Below are 17,696 nucleotides of genomic sequence, written 5' to 3'. Positions count from 1 at the left end.
GCATGCCTTCCTCTCCGATCTCACCGACCATCGCCCAGCGCTTGCGCAAGCTCAATCCACGCCAGCAGGAAGCGGTGCGCTATATCGACGGCCCCTGTCTGGTGCTGGCCGGTGCCGGCTCCGGCAAGACCAGCGTGATCACCACCAAGATCGCCTACCTGATTCAGGAATGCGGCATGAGTGCGCGGCGTATTGCCGCAGTCACCTTTACCAACAAGGCGGCTCGCGAGATGAAGGAGCGGGTCAGCGGCATGCTCAAGGGCCGTGAAGGCCATGGCCTGACCGTCTCGACCTTCCACACCCTGGGGCTGAACATCATCCGTGGTGAGCTCAAGGCGCTCGGCTACAAGCCGGGCTTCTCGCTGTTCGACCCGGAAGACGTCAAGGCATTGCTGCGCGACCTGATGAACAAGGATGCTCAGGTCGACGCCGATCAGATCAACCAGGTGCAGTCGATCATCTCCAACTGGAAGAATGACCTGGTGCAGCCCGGCCAGGCACTATCGCATGCTTCCTCGGAGGACGAGCAGTTCGCGGCGCGGGTCTACGAGGCCTATGTGCGCCACCTCAAGGCCTACAACGCCGTCGACTTCGATGACCTGATCCTGCTGCCAGTGGTGTTGCTGCGCGATAACCCCGAGGCTCTGGAGCGTTGGCGGCGCAAGATTCACTACATGTTGGTCGACGAGTACCAGGACACCAACACCAGCCAGTACATGCTGGTGCGTATGCTGATGTCCGAGCGCCAGACCTTCACCGTGGTTGGCGATGACGACCAGTCGATCTACGCCTGGCGTGGCGCGCGGCCGGAGAACCTTGTCACGTTGGGGGAGGACTTCCCGCGCCTCAACGTGGTCAAGCTCGAACAGAACTATCGCTCCACCGGCACCATTCTGCGTGCCGCCAATACCCTGATCGCCAACAACCCCCATGTCTACGACAAGACACTATGGTCGGAAATGGGCATGGGGGATCCGATTCGCATCGTCGTCACCCGCCACGAGGAAGCCGAAACCGAGCGCGTGGCCAGCGAGATTCTCACCCGGCGCATCAAGCAGAAAGCTGCGTGGCGCGACTTTGCTGTGCTCTATCGCGGCAACTTTCAGGCGCGTCTGCTGGAGCTCAAGCTGCAGCACTACCAGATTCCCTACAAGCTCTCTGGTGGCACCTCGTTCTTCTCGCGCGGCGAGATCAAGGACGCCATGGCCTACCTGCGGCTGCTGATCAATCCCGCCGATGACAACGCCTTCCTGCGCATCGTCAACGTGCCGCGTCGCGAAATCGGGCCCAACACACTTGAGAAGCTGGCCAACTATGCCACCGATCGCAGCGTCTCACTGTTTTCCGCTTGCCAGGAGATGGGCCTGGCCGAGCAGCTGCCGGCGCGTGCCGTCGAGCGCCTGGGACGCTTCACCCACTTTATCGAGGGTGTGCGCCGGCGCATGGATGGCGGTGATGCGATTGCCGCCATCCGCGACATGATGCGCGAGATGGATTACGAGGCCTGGTTGTACCAGAACACCAGTGCGCCGACCATCGCCGAGAAGCGCATGGGCAACGTCTGGATTTTGATCGACCAGCTCGAGAAATCGATGAAGGCCGATCCGGACGAGAGCACCGCCAGCGAAGATACCGAGACCGATAGCGTCGATGCCGCCATCTCACGGCTGGTATTGCGCGATATCCTCGAACAGCAGGCCGAGGAAGACGACTCCGACCGCGTGCAGTTGCTGACCATGCACGCCTCCAAGGGCCTCGAGTTTCCGCATGTCTATCTGATGGGGCTGGAGGAGGAGCTACTGCCGCACCGCAATGCCATCGAAGCGGGCACTGTCGAGGAGGAGCGTCGCCTGGCCTACGTCGGCATCACCCGTGCCCGCCAGACGCTGACCATGACCCTGGCCCGCCAACGCAAGGCGTTCGGTGAACTGATGGACTGCACCCCCAGCCGCTTCCTCGATGAACTTCCGCCCGAGGATCTGGAGTGGGAAGGGCGCGCGGATCGTGAAGACCCGGAGCGCAAGCAGGAACGCGGCAAGAGCGCGATTGCCGGACTGCGTTCACTGCTGGATTGATCGACGTGCTCGGTTTATCCACAGGCCGATGATCGACGGCGGGTGTGGATAAGCTGAGCGCTGTGCCCAGAGGGAAAGCAGGCAGCCCCATCGACTGCCTGCATGCTCGGCATTACTGCACCATGTAGTCCACGGCGGCCTTCACTTCCTCGTCGGAAAGCTTTGGATTGCCACCCTTGGGCGGCATCGCATTCAGGCCATTGATGGCGTGGTCATAAAGCGTTTCCATGCCTTCGGCGATACGCGGTTCCCAGGTGGCAGCGTCACCCCGCTTGGGGGCATTGGCGGCGCCGGTGTCGTGACAGGCGAAGCACACGCTCTCATAGACAGCCTGCCCATCGATGCCCGCAGTGGCTGCTTCGGCACCATCATCTTCTGCCGCAGCCTCATCACCGCTTGCTTCGCTGGCTGTGGCCTCGTCACTGGCGGTGGTACCTTCAGCAGCACTATCGGCGTCAGCAGCCGCCTCATCACCAGCAGACTCTTCTGATGTCGACGCGTCGGCATCCGTAGCGGCCGCATCAGCGGTTTCACTCTCAGCTGCATCTGCCGCTTCCGCTGAGGACTCTTCGGCCGGGGCAGCTTCCTCGGCAGCGGGAACCTCCATCACCGATTCGACGAGATGTACCAGCGCTGCACGTACCTCCTCATCGCTCAGGTTGGGATTGCCACCACGCGGGGGCATGGCATTGAGGCCGTTGATGGCGTGGTCCAGCAGCGTGGAGAAGCCCTGAGCGGAACGTTCCGTCCAATCCGCTTCCTCCCCGCGTTTGGGCGCTCCTGCGGCACCGGTGTCATGACAGGCCATGCAGACGCTGCCGTAGATCGCCTCCCCATCAACTGCCCCACCGGAACTGGCGGCGGAGTCGCTTGCGGCAGCCTGGGCTGTACCGCAATCCTCGCCCTGAAGGCAGACCTCACCGACGGGCTTCAAGCGTTCGGCGATGGCGTCGTGATCGGCATCGTCCTGGGCCATTGCCTGGCCTGAGGCCAGGCCCATACCGACAAGGCACCCGATGATCAGCTTGCTGAATTTCACTCTAATCACCTCAGTCACGGTAGTTATTTGAATTCCGGCAACTGGAGCGATTGCAGTCGCGCCACAGTTCCCTTTGTTATTGGTGCCAGCGTAGCGCTATTCCTTCGCTTGGCGACGTGCAGTGCCGGCAGTATAGCGAGAACCTACGGATCCCGAAAATTCGCCAATCGCCGCAGACCGGCACGAATGCACGCTGGAGCAGGGTTCCGGCCTGTCTGGGTGGACAGTGAGGAGAGTGCAGGGTAGGATATGCCACGCTCGTAAATGAGCGTGTGCGCCCTTAGCTCAGCTGGATAGAGCGTTGCCCTCCGGAGGCAAAGGTCAAAGGTTCGAATCCTTTAGGGCGCGCCATAAACATCATGAAAAACGGCCACTTGGCGAATCATCGCGGTGGCCGTTTTTCTTTATCCTGGTGCTGCAAGGCTCTTTTTTTGCTCTATTGATCCAGACTTAAAAATAATAGCGGATGCCTGCCGTCCATTCATCGTCTGAATCTTCGTAGCTCGAGCCACTCCATGTTGTGCCATGGTTGTTTTGGTACTCTCCCCACACCAGGAATTTTTCACGCATAAAGTGATATTCAAGGCCGTAGATATAGGTATGTCGCTTCTCACCTCCGCTGCGACCATCAGTATCTTCTAGCCAGTTGTAGTTGAATGTTGGGCGCAACCCATTTTCAAAGTGGTGGTAAAGATAAGCTTGAACCCCTTGAGAGTCGAACACTTGCCCGTTTTCCGCTACTTCCCAGTTCTTGTTCTGTGCGAGAGTCATGGCCGCATGCCATTTATCGTCAAGATACAATATTCCGGCAAGCCATAGTTGAGCATCGTCACCTGAGGATATACCGTAACCAGGAGTTGTGTCGTTATAGCGGTTTTGATAATAAGCAGCCCCGACCTCGACATGCTCAGCTAGTGAGTAGCTTAGCGATGCTCCCCCACCTGACCCTAAATCTGCCTTTACGCCAGGGGCAAGCTTTGCATCGGAGCGCTTGCCCTGGTACTGAAGCCCTAGCTTCCAATCGCCAAACTCATTCCGCCAGGTTAGAGCTTTCTCACCACGACCTGTGCCGCTGACCTCGCCAAAATCTGCGTAGTTATACATGCCGAATGCTCGGCTGCCATAGTTACGCCCCAGGTCTGTCCACCAGGCAACGTCCCAAACTACGCTCAATTGTTGCCCGAAGATCAGTTTCCCATACCTGTCATGATCAAGGCCTGCGTAAAGAAGTCGTTGGTGCACATGAGGGTCATCATCATAATTCTCTTCATTGGCAGTCACAGTCCATTCTGAGCCTGCAACTACTTCCAGATCCGCGTTGATTCCCTGTTTGGCGTAAAGCCCCCAGCGAGTCGATCCGGTATCCCACATGCTGCTGCCATCTTGATAGGTGTTATATCTTGCTTGAAGGCGGCCGCTAAAGGATAGTTCTGTGTCAGCATCCTTATAAAGATCAAATGCAAGTGCGGTAGGCATGCTTGCGACTGAAATGCTTCCTATTAACAGGAATTTTGTTATGTTTTTCATTGTTTTCCTTTGAAATTTATTTGTTAGAGGCCCCGGAGGCTGGTGCTTCCGGGGGTACGGGCCTTATTTTTATGAGTAGGTCTAAGAGCTATTTGTCATAGCGTGGGAGTGTGTTGGCGTACATGGTGAAATCTTGTTGTAGGGCGGCTCCTGTTAGTGGGGCAGATATATGATGAAAAATCTGACGTTGTTTATTATTGAGTTAATAGGTGTGTGTTGGTGGGCGCTGAACGGAGTGCGCCGTGCTTTGTTCGAAGGCATGGGCGATCTGACAGAGGCTGGCTTCGTCGCCGTGGCGGCCGATGAGTTGCAAGCCGATGGGTAAGCCGTCAATAAAGCCGCACGGGATGCTGATGGCGGGGTGTCCGGTAATGTTGAACGGTATGGTTCGCATCGGGGTCCAGACGGCTTTGCCGTTGCCCAGCGGCGGAGCGGGGCCAAGCGTGGTCGCGGTCATGATGATTCCGCTGGTGTTGAGGACGTCATCAACCTCGGTTCGCAGGCGCTGTGCCATCTCACGTGCCTGGCTGACTTCGGTCGGGTTGATGCTTGCTCCCTCCATCAACACTTCGCGGGTTACTTCGCCATAGTCCTGACCGTGTGTTCCCAGCCGGTGTTGGTGGTTCAGAAATGCTTCCTGAAGCAGGATGATGCGCCCGACCTCTTCGCTGGCGGGGTAATCCGGCATGGTGATGGGGGTTACGCGCATGCCGAGCAGTGACAGGCTGGAGGCGGCGGCATCAAGCAGGTCGATGACTGCGGGGTCGGTATTCGGGTTGTCGGTTATCCAGTCGCGTGCGTAGCCGATCGTAAGCCCTGAAACGGGTTGGTCGATGCGACTAGCGGCGGCACTCTGGCCTTGCTGGGCCGACATGGCATCGAGCAGTATGGCGGCATCGTCGACACACATTGCCAGCACGCCAAGGGTGTCGAGAGATTGCGAGAGCGGAAAGACGCCATCGAGCGGCAGCAGTCCAGTACTGGGTTTCAGCCCGACGATGCCGCAATAGCTTGCCGGGCTCCTGACTGAGCCTCCGGTGTCGGTTCCGATGGCCGCTCTGACTGTACCGCCAGCAACCGCTGAGGCACTGCCCGAGGATGAGCCTCCGGTAATATGCTCAAGGTTCCACGGATTGCGCGCTATCGGATAGGGCTGGTCGTAGGTGGGACCATTCAAGGCGAACTCGTAGGTGGCCACCTTACCGAGAATGATGGCTCCGGCCCCTCGCAACCGGGCAACGATTTCGGCATCGTGCTCTGGCGCTTTTGCGTCGAAGGCATGAGAGCCGCAGTATCCTGGCTGCCCTTTGGCATCGATCAGGTCCTTGAGCGCGACAGGAATGCCGCCCAGTGGCCCTGTATCCAGCCCGGCGGCCCGCAATTGATCGATTCGTTGGGCCTGCGCTCTGGCTCCGCTTTCGTCGATGTGAACATAAGCGTGCAGTCGCTGATTTCGGTCCCGGATCCGATCAAGCGTTGCATCCAGTATTGCTTGTGCCGTGGTATGCCCTGCGTTCAGTTCATGCAGTTGTTCACGGATGCTCTGGTCGAGGAGTTCAGTCATGCAACGTATCCAGCCATTCGTTCAATGCGGCAGACGTTTCCACCGGCCGCTCCAGTGTCGACAGATGAGCCGTTTCTGCCAGCATCACCAATTTTGCATGCGGCATCAGCGACGCCATGAACTCATGTCGCTCGGGAGGGCATAACTGGTCGTTGTGCCCGCCGAGGATCAAGGTCGGAATATGGCTCTGTTGCAGCACGTCGCAGCGATCTTCGCGATCACGCAGTGCAAGAGACTGGCGAATGAATACCTCTGCCCCCAGCGAGTTCGCCATGTCTCGCGCAATATCGGATATTGCGGAGTTATCACCGACGCTATAGAGCGGAAACATGTGCTCTTCCATCAGGCCGAGCATCTGCCCCTGGCGCGCGGCTTCGATCTGTGGCCCGCGACCTGCGCGCACTTCCGGTAGTTCGGCGCGGGGATTGGTGTTCATGAGCGCCATTCCTGCCACTCGCTCTGGTTGTTGGGCGAGAATCTCCATGGCAACGATCCCGCCCATGGAAAGCCCCGCCAGCGCAAAGCGCGGCGGAGCCTCATCCAGCACCTTGCTGGCCAGTGCCGCGATGCTTTCCTCGCCGCCCAGATCCGGCACCATCAAGCTGCGCCCAGCGGAGAGCGCAGCCATCTGAGGGCCGAACATGCGTGCGTCGCACATCATACCGGGCAGCATCAACAGCGGAAGGCGCCGCGGCGGGTTCAGCCTCGCCATGTCGGGCCTGCCGGATCATCGGTTGAGCGTACCCGGTAGAGGCTGGCTTCACCGCTCATCGCAGGTTCGATGGCATAGGCCAACTGTGGGGGGATCGCGCAGGTGTCACCCGGGGCCAATACCCTGGAGCCGCCTTCCCAGTTCAGCTTCCAGTGTCCGCGCATCACCATCAGTACCTCGTGCTGATCGCAACTGGCGGGTTGAGCGGGAACAGAGCCGCGTGTCAGTAGCTCGACCTCGAAGCCGGGTTTGTCACGTAACAGGGCATTTTCACCGATGACCTTGGCGGGGCTGTTGGAAGCCAGTGCCATCAGATCCCAGTAGCGAGCGACGTAGTGTGGTACCACTTCGCTTGCCGGGAGCTCCGGGTACCTTGCCAGCTCTGACTCGGTCAGCAGCGGCATCGGCTGGACGCCTTCCGGCAGCGATTGGCCCGCCTTGGTGTCATAAAGCTTGCCGTTCTCGCCGAGCACCAGGCCATGCTCTTTTGCGTTCTCGATGACCTGAGGCGCCCAGACCACACCGCCTCCAGCATCGTCACCACCGAGAACCGCCATGATCATGCCGTAGTCGGTGCCGATGTTCTCGAAGCCGCGGAAGATGCCGGTCGGGATATTGATGATATCGCCTTCCTCCAGCACGACCTGGCCAGCATCCCCATAGCGTCCCCAGAAAAAGCGCCAACGTCCGCTGAGCACAAAGAACACCTCTGCGGTGCTATGGGTATGAAGGCTGTTGAGGCATTTTGGTGGTTGTCCCGCCGCGCCGATGTTGAAGCCTGGCGTGTCACTGATGTGAACATGCTGGTCGGAACTCTCGCTCACGCCGCCACCGACGATCGTGAAATTTTCCTTCTGATTTGAGCCTGGCGTGTGTGCGTCGATGAAAGCGCTGCGACAGGGCTTGAGATCGCCATAGCGGACGATGCGCGCTTCCATCTCTTCTGGGCTCAGCGTCATTGCGTGTGCTCCTTGTTTGTTGTCTGGCAAACAGCATTGATCTTGCATCATCTCAGAATGAATACGTAGTCATTATTTTTCAACAAATTCTTGAGGTGAGGCTCTGGGTAGCTACTGTGAAACCTGCTGCGAACCTTCTACTAACCTGCTGACAACCTCCGGTACAGCATCATTGTTGGCGATGCTCGGTGGAATAATACCTTGGTAGAAGAGCTGGAAAAGCATTTGCATACTTATGCATCGCATGTCATTTTGCGGTGGCACACCAGTCTAAATTTGCAAACATTGGAAGGAATCATGGCCAGTAAACAAGAAGAGACAGTCGCGACTCCGAAGGAGGCCACTCCGTCTCGCCCCAAGCAGGCATTCAGCGAGCAGGTGCTGCAGAGCGAGCGTCTGGATTTCGTGGACCTGGTCAGTGACAGCCGTCCGCGCTCGCAGTCTCTGAAGGGTTTTGATGATTGCTACACCGATATCGTCGATTACATCGTGCGTTGCACTCACAAGATCTGGGACGAGCGTGATGTAGGGCTTATTTACACTCACTACACCAATAACTGTGTGCTCTACGGCACCATGGGCACGATGTATAACCGCGAAGATGTCGTGCGCGACACTATCCAGCGGTTGGTGAGCTTCCCGGAGCGCCGTGGTATGGCTACCCACGTGATCTGGAATGGCGATGACCGTGAAGGGTTCTACACTTCGCACCTGGTTACCGGGTCCGGCCGATACACTCAGAACGGTCATTTTGGACCAGCCAATGGCAAGCCGTTCACGTCGAGGACTGTTGCCGACTGCATGATCTTCGAGAACAAGATCTACCGTGAGTGGGTCGTCTCGGATCAGATGGCAATCGTTCAGCAGTTGGGTCTCGATCCTCAAGCATTTGCCGAAAAGATTGCCAGCACCAAGCTCGCGCAGGGCGTCAAGGCGCTTGATATTGGTGAGAACGGACTGATGCTGGGTCAGTACCCACCGGCAACCCATGCCGACCTCTCGATTGCCAACAATGATATCGAGCGAGAAACACTGCAGTGGCTGCATGATGTCTGGAATCGCAAGATGTTCGGCAAGATTCGTGAAGTCTATGCGCCGACGGCTATGTACCATGGCCCGCTAATGAAAGAACTCTACGGCACTCATGCTGTTACCCATCAAGTGATCGGCCTGGTGGGCTCGCTTCCTGATGCGCGTTTCGAGCCTCAGCACATCTGCTCCGTTCCCTGTGTCGAGGGTGGAACCAAGGTTGCTGTTCGCTGGGTCATGGAAGGCCATCATCTCGGTTACGGTGGCATCGAGAGCTTTGGTGACCCCACTGGCAAGCGCGTCCAGGTGATGGGCATTTCCCATTATCATTACAAGAATGGTCGCATTGTCGATGAGTGGACTGTTTATGACGAGCTGTCGATGCTGGTCCAGATCAAGCTCGCTCAACTGGCAGATGCACCTGCCGACCCCTGAACGAAATGCGCAGCGCCGGGCTGATATATCGGCTCGGCCTGAAGTCCCTGGATAACAACACTCCGGGGCAAGCGCTTCTGGATACAGAAGTTGTCAGGTCACAGGAATTTTCAGACTAATAGATTTTTCAGATTACAAGAATTGTCAGACCAGGTTCTGGCAGACATAAAAATATAAGTACCCGAATGATCCGGCACGATCTGGAAGGAGATAAAATCATGACAAGATTATGTGCCTTGGCGACGGTTTGCCTATTACCTCTGATATTCGTTTCAAATATTGCTGCTGCCGAATGTGGAATTGAAAGCGGCTCGGTACGTGTGCTGTCGAATGATATAGATTCACTTGGCGTCGTCTTGAACGAGGCCAGGCACTGTGCGTCCGATACAGTAAATGTCAGAACCAACAGGACGACCGAGCACAAGAGTATTCAGGTTTCAGCGCTGACGATAGATCCCGCTATCTATAGCGTTGCGATGGTTTCAACCAATACGCTGCCACCTCTGCTTTCTGCGGGTTTGGTAAGGCCTCTCGATGAATATGTTGAGAAATACGGCCAGAATCTCGAATCTGATCAACTGATCAAGATCAACGGCAAGACTGTCGCTATCGCCTTCATGGCCAACAGCCAGCATCTGTTCATGCGCGGCGATATATTGAGCGATCTTGGCATTTCTCCACCGAGGACATATCAGGAGGTCCTCGACGCAGCTCGTGCCATCAGAGAAGCGGGAATCATGCAGTACCCGCTTGCGGCAGCCTATGAAGCTGGCTGGTATCTCGGCAATGAATTTGTAAACAACTACCTGAGCCTGGGTGGTCAGTTCTTCGAGCCCGGCAGCGCTGAACCCACGATCAATAATTCCGAGGGTGTTCAAGTGCTGGAGCTCATGAAGGAGATGACGGAATACATGCCGCCGGAGTATCTGACCCTGACGGCTGATGACCTCAAGAAGCTGTATCTGGATGGCAAGGTCGCGATCATCAATCAGTGGGGGTCAATGGTGAACTCACACCTTGATCCCAATGGTGCGGCTCCCGAGATAAGCCGGACGACGTTACTTGCGCCTGCTCCTACCCTGGGAGGGCATGACATTCCTGCGGCGGCACTGTGGTGGGACGGTTTCACTATCGCGAAGAATGTGTCGGATGAAGATGCTGAAGCCAGCTTCCGGGCGATGATGTATGGCATGCGTTCAAGCGTCGCCAATGAGCATCCGAATGCCGCGACATGGCTGATCAAGGGCTACGAGGCGCCAGAGAGTGCAAGAGGTGTGCTTGATACCATCAACAGCGGCGGTCGCCCCTACCCGATGAATCCCTTTATGGGGCTCATGCATGCCGCGCTCGGTTCGGAGCTGACCGATTACATGCAAGGGCAGGAAAGCGCAGAGCAGGCGTTGGCCGACGTTGAGGCGGCTTATCGAACCAGTGCTCGTTCATCTGGCTTTCTTGACTAGAAAGGTCGTCAACCATCAGCACCAGCAACCGATAACAATGCTGACGACGTATATCGACCGATTTCGCCCCATCTTGCTACTAGAGGCGCCCCATGACGCATCGCAGCTTCTTTTCATTCATGTTGCCATCATTGCTGGCCATGTTTCTTTTTATCGTCTTGCCGACCGGATCGATCGTTGTTCAATCCTTCTATACCGAGCATGACAAGGTACTGAGCCTGGCGGAGGATTGCGGGCCTTTTGGTTGTGAGCAGACAACGCATATTGATGTAGAGGCGACGGAGAATTTGATAGAAGAGGCCCCATTGGGGAAGTTCAATGGACTCGGAACCTACCTTGATCGAGGTCACCTGGCCGTCGATGAGCTGGGTACAATATTCGAGAGCACTGAGAGTATTGGCGAGACTGTTTCGCGTATCTATAACCTGCCGTTCTACAAGGCACTTGCCTTTACGATCGCCTACACATTTTTGGCGACACCGCTGGCAATGATTGTTGGGTTCCTGGTTGCCATGGCCGTCAATAATATCCCGAAGAAGCTCAAGGGGCCGGTGATTTTCCTGTCGTTGCTTCCTTATATCGTCACACCGTTGATCGGCTCGCTAACCTTGTTCTGGATGATCAACTCCAATGGCATCATCGGCGCGACATTACAGATGATCTTCAATGATCCAGAGCTGTCGCTCAAGGCATCCCCTGTGTTGACGTGGGTGACATTGATTGTTTATGGAATATGGCACATGGCGCCCTTTCCCTTTGTGGTCTATTACGCCGGTCTCCAGACAATTCCACAGGATACACTGGAAAGCGCAATGATCGATGGGGCCAGTAAGTGGGAGCGGATACGCTACGTTGTGATTCCGCATCTGTTCCCGCTGACGACCTTCCTTGCGTTGGTTCTGATGATGGACAACTTCCGTATTTTCGAGCCCATCGTTGGTTTCTCGGCGGAAGCCAATGCGACCTCGCTTTCGTGGTCCATCTACAACGATCTGAATGGTCAGGTCGACAAGCTCTATGGATCGGCGGCATCGACTTCGGTGCTTACGGTTATCTGCGTCGTTATCCTTTTGATCCCCGTTCTGATGAGGACCTGGCGCAACTTCAAACAAAAGAACCCTGACGGGAGCGCATCATGATTATTGCGGCATCTCCTGCTGACGCCAACAAAAAGAAAGCGTCAGTCATTGCCTTCGCATTGTTGGCGATATGGCTGGTCATCGCGGCATTCCCTTTCCTGTGGACGCTGTGGGGGTCCTTCAAGGTCGAGGCAGACTTCTTCAGTCGGCAAACCTGGGAAAATGCTCTCTACGGCGTCAAGACCCTTCAAACGACAGGTTCTGCCTTCACCATGGAAGGCTACGAGGGGGCCTGGGTCGATCGCGAATTCTGGCGTGCCTTCCTCAACACTGCCATTGTCACGGTGAGTGTTACTGCGATCAGCCTGGTGTTCGGTACGCTCGGTGGCTATGCGCTATCACGCTCCAGGAAGAAATACGTGTTCTGGATATTGATCGCAGCGCTGGTATTCCGAGCCATGCCGCATATCACGCTGGTATCTGGCTATCTGATGCCATTCTTCGAGATGAACATCTGGGGTGCACTTCCGACCTCGATCATTGTACTGGTTGCCATCAATCAGCCGTTTACCTTGTGGATGTTGCACAGCTTCTTCCTGTCGATACCCAAGGATCTCGATGAGAGCGCCATGGTCGATGGTTGTACACGCTTCCAGGCGTTTCGGCTGGCGGTAATGCCGGTCATGTGGCCAGGCGTCATCACCACGGGGTTGTTCAGCTTTCTGCTCTCCTATAACGACTTCGCTGTGACTTCAATGCTGCTGAGTCAGGACAACCAGACCATGGTGCCCAAGATCAACTCATTCCTCGGCACCGTGCAGTCTGATGGGGCCATCATGTATGCGGTTGCGGCGGTGGTTTCGGCCACGGTGCCGTTATTCATGCTCGTGATGTTTTTCCAACGTTATATTGTCAGCGGTCTTACCGCTGGCGCGGTAAAAGGATAAGAAATCATGGCCAGTATTCATCTCAAGAATGTCTGCAAGCGTTGGGGCTCAGTCGTGGGCGTCAATAACTTCAACCTCGAGATCGCCGACCAGGAATTCATTGTTCTGCTGGGCCCCTCGGGCTGTGGAAAATCCACGACCATGCGCATGATTGCCGGTCTGGAAAGTATCTCTGGTGGTGAAATCCTGATTGGAGACCGTGTCATCAATGATCTGGAACCCAAGGATCGAGACATTTCCATGGTCTTCCAGAGCTACGGGCTTTATCCGAACCTGACCGTTTACGAGAACATCCGCTTTCCGCTTAAAGTACGCAAGGTGCCCAGGAGCGAGCATCACGAGCGGATCATGGAGGCTGCGGAAATGGTCGATTTGACCGAGTTGCTGGAGCGTCGCCCGGCGGAGCTATCGGGCGGCCAGCGCCAGCGTGTTGCGCTGGGGCGGGCGATTGTTCGTGAGCCGACGGTGTTCTTGATGGATGAGCCACTGTCCAACCTGGATGCTAAACTACGCGTCACAACGCGGGCGGAGATCAAGAATCTTCAGCACCGGCTGAAAACGACCACCATCTACGTCACTCATGACCAGATCGAAGCGATGACGTTGGCAGATCGTGTGGTAGTCATGAACCAAGGCGTGGTCCAACAGGTGGGTACTCCAACAGAGATCTATGATTGCCCTGCCAATGCCTTTGTGGCCAGCTTTATCGGCTCCCCGGCCATGAACCTTGTCAGTGGTGATATCTCGAATGGCGTCTTCAGCGCAGAGAATATGCGCATCGAGGGGCTTCCCACGGATATCTCCGGTAAGGTGACGCTGGGGTTCAGGGCCGAGGATGTTGAGCTGGTTGCCTCGCAAGGGCAGATCAACGCACCGATCTATACCCTCGAGTTGCTGGGAGACTCTTCGATGGTGGCGGTTCGGGTCGCGAACGAGCTGGTCAATCTCAAGGCGCCCAAGGATTACCGGGCCAACATTGGCACAGACGTTTCGGCACGTATCGACCCTTCACTATGTAAGCTATTTGACCATGAGACAGGGGCAGCCATTTATACCTCGGCCGATTGCGCTGCCGTAGGCGCGCCCATGGCAATGGCAACTTGATGGCATTGATAGACCAGAGCACTGATGAACGGAGATCTTGATGGCGGGTAAAAGCGTAACTTCGGTGGATGTAGCTCGCCACGCGGGTGTCAGCCAATCGGCGGTATCACGTTACTTTACCCCGGGGGCTTCACTCTCGGCCAAAATGGCGGAAAAGATTCGCAAGGCGGCGGAAGAGCTCGACTACCGGCCCAATGTATTGGCCCGTTCGCTGATTACCGGCAAGAGTCGGATCATTGGCCTGGTAGTCTATTATCTGGAGAACCAGTTCTACCCGGAAGTCATCGAGAAGCTGTCGGCTGCTCTTCAGGAGAGCGGATATCACGTTCTCCTGTTCATGTCCTCGCGCACCGTCGGTGACGTCAAGCCGGTGATGCAGCAGATACTCGATTACCGAGTCGACGGGATCATCATGGTGTCGGTGTCGATGTCATCGGTACTGGCGCAGCGCTGTGCTGACCTGTCGATTCCGGTGATGCTGTTCAATCGCGATCAGCCCGACCTCGACCTGATGGCGGTGACGACCGACAACCTGCGCGGTGGCTCGCTGGCGGCACAGGCGTTGCTGGCCTCACGGCCAGAACGCATCGCGCATCTGGCGGGTTATGAGGGAGCCTCGACCCAGATAGAACGTGAGCGTGGCTTTCTGGAAGCGCTCAAGGCCGAAGGCCAGGAGTTGCACTCTCGCGCTGTCGGTAACTTCCACTACGCCGAAGCGGTCGAGGCCACGCATGAGCTATTCGACCGTCCCGATCCGCCTGATGCCTTGTTCGTCACCGATGACCATATGGCCTTTGCGGCCATGGACGTTATTCGTAGCGAGTTCCGTCTGCGGATACCCGAAGATGTGTCGGTGGTTGGCTTCGATGATGTTCCGCAGGCGGCGTGGCCCAGCTTCAACCTGACCACGGTGCGTCAGCACGTCAACCTGATGGTGTCCAAGGCGGTCACTGAGCTGATCACAGCCATCGAGGAGCCCGAGACCCCATTACCTATCAAGCTGAGAATTCCGCCGACGCTGGTGCGGCGCGGCACCACTCGCGATTAGACCTCGCCTGAGAAAAGTGCCCGCGTCCCGCAATCGCTGCTCTACGGCCATCTTCGTGATGGCTACCAATCCTCCAGAATACTCCTCTTCGGAACGCTCGCTGCGCAGATCAGCCGCAGGGCTGGCGTGCAGCCGTCTTTTGGTTCCCTTGGCAATTGCGCATTAGTCTTTTTTGGGTACGAATTCATTGATAAATGATGGTCGATCCGCTGTCTTTTGTCGGTGATCCATCTTGATAAAATTCTTTTTTATCAATTGTTTAATATTTATCCGCTACTTTGTTAGCCTAAGGTCGTACTTGGTGATTGCCGAACAAAATTGAAAACGTATTCAATGCTTGGTACTTATAGGGGAAATCCTCCTGCAAGAGACAAGATCATGAGCATTGACCAGGTCACGGATGTTCAAGAACCAGATGTTCAAGAACCAAAGGCAGCTCAAGGTGACAGGACGCTGGCGCCGAACTCTGTACAAGCGCCTACCTTCATCAAGGCACCCAAGAGTGATGCCGGGGCTGACAGCGGTCAGGTAGAGAGCCTGGTGGCAGATATCCTTTCACGCGTGCGTGAACAGGGTGATGCTGCGGTCAGAGAGTTCTCGCAGAAGTTTGATAACGCCAATCTCGAAGTATTCGAAGTCACGGATAGCGAGCGTGAGCAGGCCGTCGCCAATCTCGATCCTCAGACTCGCAAGGACACCGAGTTCGCAATCAACAACGTGCGCACCTTCGCCAAGGCGCAGCTCGGGTCGTTGTCGGAGATCGATGTCGAGATCCTGCCGGGCGTACACATGGGGCACCGCAACATTCCGCTCGAGCGTGTGGGTTGCTATGTGCCAGGTGGCCGCTATCCGCTGCTCTCTGCACCGATCATGACTATCGTGCCGGCCAAGGTCGCTGGCGTGGGCGAGATTATCGCCTGCCTGCCGCCCAATGCTCACGAAGCGATGATTGCGGGTTGCCACCTTTCCGGTGCTGATCGCATCTTCCGTATTGGTGGCGCCCAGGCAATTGCTGCCATGGCATTCGGTACTCAGAGCGTGCCGCGAGTCGACAAGATCGTTGGCCCCGGTAATGCATTCGTGAACGAGGCTAAACGCCAGGTCTTCGGCCCAGTCGGTATCGACCAGTTGGCTGGGCCTTCCGAGATTTTCGTGCTCGCCGACCACACCGGTGATGCGGAACTGATCGCCACCGACCTGCTGGCTCAGGCCGAGCATGATGTCAGGACTCGCGTTGGCCTGATCACCACCGACGAAGCACTGGCGAAGGCGGTGTTGGTCGAGGTGGATCGTCAGCTTGAAAGCCTGTCCACCGCACACACTGCTGGCCCGGCGTGGCAGGATTATGGCGAAATTGCGCTGGTCGCCGACGAAGCGGCGATGATTGCCTATTCCGACCATGTTGCCGCCGAGCATTTACAGATTCATACCGAGAACGATAAAGCTCTTGCCGCGAAGCTATCGTGCTACGGCTCGCTGTTTATCGGTGAGGCGGCCAGTGTTGTCTATTCCGACAAGTGTTCCGGCACCAACCATACGCTGCCAACCATGGCGGCAGGTCGCTACACCGGGGGCCTGTGGGTGGGGACCTACATCAAGACCGCGACCCACCAGTGGCTGACGGATGAAGGCATCCAGCAGGTGGCTCCTCCGGCTGCACGCCAGAGTGCCAGTGAGGGCCTGGAAGGGCATCGCAGGGCGGCACAGATTCGACTGGATCGACTCGGGGCCTGATGCGGGCGCCTTGATCTAGATGCCTGGTCCTGTGGTCCGTTGTGTCATTGCCTCCTGGTGGGAGGCAGTGCTCTCAGCACGGTTCTTCACAACTGATCTTCACAACTGATCTTCAGCACGGCTTCCAGTCCCCAGACTTGCCTTCATTTAGAGGTGTTTCATGAATGTTCTCAGCGATTTCAAGTCGCGGCTCCAGCGTCGTGAGCCTTTACTCGGTGCTTTCATCAAGACACCGCACCCGATCATCATTGAAGTGATGGGGGCGTCCGGGCTCGACTTCTTGATACTCGACATGGAGCACGCGCCTTTTGATCGCGGAACGCTGGATGCGGCGATGATCGCCGGTCGTGCCGTGCAATGCCCGTTGCTGGTGCGTGTGCCGGTTGGCTCCCCGGAAAATCTGCTCGCTGTACTCGATAGTGGGGCTGCCGGTGTCATCGTGCCGCATGTGCTGTCGGCGCCTCAGGCCGAAGAGCTGGCCAAGGTGATGTACTACGGGCCGGGTGGTCGTGGCTTTGCGGGCACCACGCGCGCTGCATCCTACGGACGTCGCCCGTTTGCCGAGCACCTGCGTGATACCGCTCAGGAAACATGCCTGATCTGTCAGATTGAAGACGTTGAAGGTGCGCAGGAGTACCAGCAGATTGCCGCCGTTGATGGCGTTGATGCACTGTTCATCGGCCGCGCGGATCTTGCGGTGTCCAGCGGCTTTGCCAGCTTCTTCGCCGAGGAAATTGTCGGTCAGGTGGAACAGATTCTCGGTACAGAGCAAGCGGCAACCGGACTTTACTGTGCGCCAGGTGAGGACCTGCAGCCGTTGATGGCGGCGGGGGCCAGCTTCATGGTCGTCGGTTCAGACCACACCCTTATGGCTCAGGGAGTCGACGCATTGGCTGAGCGCTTCCAGGCCGCTATCGATCAGGCCGCGACTCAAGGCTCATCCAGCCTACCAGCATCCATCAAATAACAAGCAGCCAACGGGAG

Annotated in this window: 14 protein-coding genes and 1 tRNA gene; 10 read left to right on the top strand and 5 right to left on the bottom strand. The window is 56.8% G+C overall.

What is annotated here, in order from left to right; genetic code table 11:
- Window positions 1-2: 2 nt before the first annotated feature.
- On the top strand, window positions 3-2,075 hold the full coding sequence (rep, locus tag AR456_RS20260; protein ID WP_031208112.1) for a DNA helicase Rep: 2,073 nt from the start codon (window positions 3-5) through the stop codon (window positions 2,073-2,075).
- 112 nt (window positions 2,076-2,187) lie between these two features.
- Here the strand turns inward: rep and AR456_RS20255 are convergent, their stop codons facing one another.
- Window positions 2,188-3,114: a c-type cytochrome gene (locus AR456_RS20255; protein WP_021819425.1), complete on the bottom strand. Its 927-nt coding sequence runs from the start codon at window positions 3,112-3,114 to the stop codon at window positions 2,188-2,190.
- A gap of 274 nt (window positions 3,115-3,388) precedes the next feature.
- Here AR456_RS20255 and AR456_RS20250 point away from each other — a divergent pair.
- Window positions 3,389-3,465: transfer RNA gene (locus AR456_RS20250), tRNA-Arg, on the top strand.
- 99 nt (window positions 3,466-3,564) lie between these two features.
- Here the strand turns inward: AR456_RS20250 and AR456_RS20245 are convergent.
- The 4 genes from AR456_RS20245 to AR456_RS20230 all read right to left on the bottom strand — a co-directional run bounded on the left by AR456_RS20245 (window position 3,565) and on the right by AR456_RS20230 (window position 7,876).
- Window positions 3,565-4,641 carry a porin gene (locus AR456_RS20245; RefSeq protein WP_021819424.1) on the bottom strand — a complete coding sequence of 359 codons (1,077 nt, stop codon included), beginning with the start codon at window positions 4,639-4,641 and terminating at the stop codon, window positions 3,565-3,567.
- A 202-nt stretch (window positions 4,642-4,843) separates the two neighbouring features.
- On the bottom strand, window positions 4,844-6,205 hold the full coding sequence (locus AR456_RS20240; RefSeq protein WP_021819423.1) for an amidase: 1,362 nt from the start codon (window positions 6,203-6,205) through the stop codon (window positions 4,844-4,846).
- Window positions 6,198-6,917 (bottom strand): alpha/beta fold hydrolase, encoded by a 720-nt coding sequence (locus tag AR456_RS20235; RefSeq protein WP_021819422.1) that lies wholly within the window; start codon window positions 6,915-6,917, stop codon window positions 6,198-6,200. The genes AR456_RS20240 and AR456_RS20235 overlap by 8 nt, the downstream gene beginning before the upstream one ends.
- Window positions 6,905-7,876 (bottom strand): cupin domain-containing protein, encoded by a 972-nt coding sequence (locus tag AR456_RS20230; RefSeq protein ID WP_021819421.1) that lies wholly within the window; start codon window positions 7,874-7,876, stop codon window positions 6,905-6,907. The genes AR456_RS20235 and AR456_RS20230 overlap by 13 nt, the downstream gene beginning before the upstream one ends.
- Before the next feature lie 297 nt (window positions 7,877-8,173).
- Between AR456_RS20230 and AR456_RS20225 the strand changes: the two genes are divergently transcribed.
- From AR456_RS20225 to AR456_RS20190, 8 genes are all read left to right on the top strand, one after another.
- Window positions 8,174-9,340 (top strand): nuclear transport factor 2 family protein, encoded by a 1,167-nt coding sequence (locus AR456_RS20225; protein WP_021819420.1) that lies wholly within the window; start codon window positions 8,174-8,176, stop codon window positions 9,338-9,340.
- 218 nt (window positions 9,341-9,558) lie between these two features.
- Window positions 9,559-10,800, top strand: coding sequence for an ABC transporter substrate-binding protein (locus AR456_RS20220; protein ID WP_031208103.1), 1,242 nt, complete (start codon window positions 9,559-9,561; stop codon window positions 10,798-10,800).
- A 92-nt stretch (window positions 10,801-10,892) separates the two neighbouring features.
- Window positions 10,893-11,939 carry a carbohydrate ABC transporter permease gene (locus tag AR456_RS20215; RefSeq protein WP_021819418.1) on the top strand — a complete coding sequence of 349 codons (1,047 nt, stop codon included), beginning with the start codon at window positions 10,893-10,895 and terminating at the stop codon, window positions 11,937-11,939.
- Complete coding sequence (locus AR456_RS20210; RefSeq protein ID WP_021819417.1) at window positions 11,936-12,826, top strand: carbohydrate ABC transporter permease; 891 nt, start codon at window positions 11,936-11,938, stop codon at window positions 12,824-12,826. The genes AR456_RS20215 and AR456_RS20210 overlap by 4 nt, the downstream gene beginning before the upstream one ends.
- A gap of 6 nt (window positions 12,827-12,832) precedes the next feature.
- Window positions 12,833-13,930, top strand: coding sequence for an ABC transporter ATP-binding protein (locus AR456_RS20205; RefSeq protein WP_021819416.1), 1,098 nt, complete (start codon window positions 12,833-12,835; stop codon window positions 13,928-13,930).
- A 40-nt stretch (window positions 13,931-13,970) separates the two neighbouring features.
- Window positions 13,971-14,978: a LacI family DNA-binding transcriptional regulator gene (locus AR456_RS20200; RefSeq protein WP_021819415.1), complete on the top strand. Its 1,008-nt coding sequence runs from the start codon at window positions 13,971-13,973 to the stop codon at window positions 14,976-14,978.
- Between the two features lie 378 nt (window positions 14,979-15,356).
- Window positions 15,357-16,712 carry a histidinol dehydrogenase gene (hisD, locus tag AR456_RS20195; RefSeq protein ID WP_021819414.1) on the top strand — a complete coding sequence of 452 codons (1,356 nt, stop codon included), beginning with the start codon at window positions 15,357-15,359 and terminating at the stop codon, window positions 16,710-16,712.
- A 160-nt stretch (window positions 16,713-16,872) separates the two neighbouring features.
- Complete coding sequence (locus AR456_RS20190; protein WP_021819413.1) at window positions 16,873-17,679, top strand: HpcH/HpaI aldolase family protein; 807 nt, start codon at window positions 16,873-16,875, stop codon at window positions 17,677-17,679.
- Window positions 17,680-17,696: the final 17 nt, after the last annotated feature.

It is taken from the genome of Halomonas huangheensis (assembly GCF_001431725.1).
Classification (GTDB): Bacteria; Pseudomonadota; Gammaproteobacteria; order Pseudomonadales; family Halomonadaceae; genus Halomonas; species Halomonas huangheensis.
Note: the sequence above shows the minus strand (reverse complement) of the source record. Positions and strands in the feature narration are given on the sequence as shown.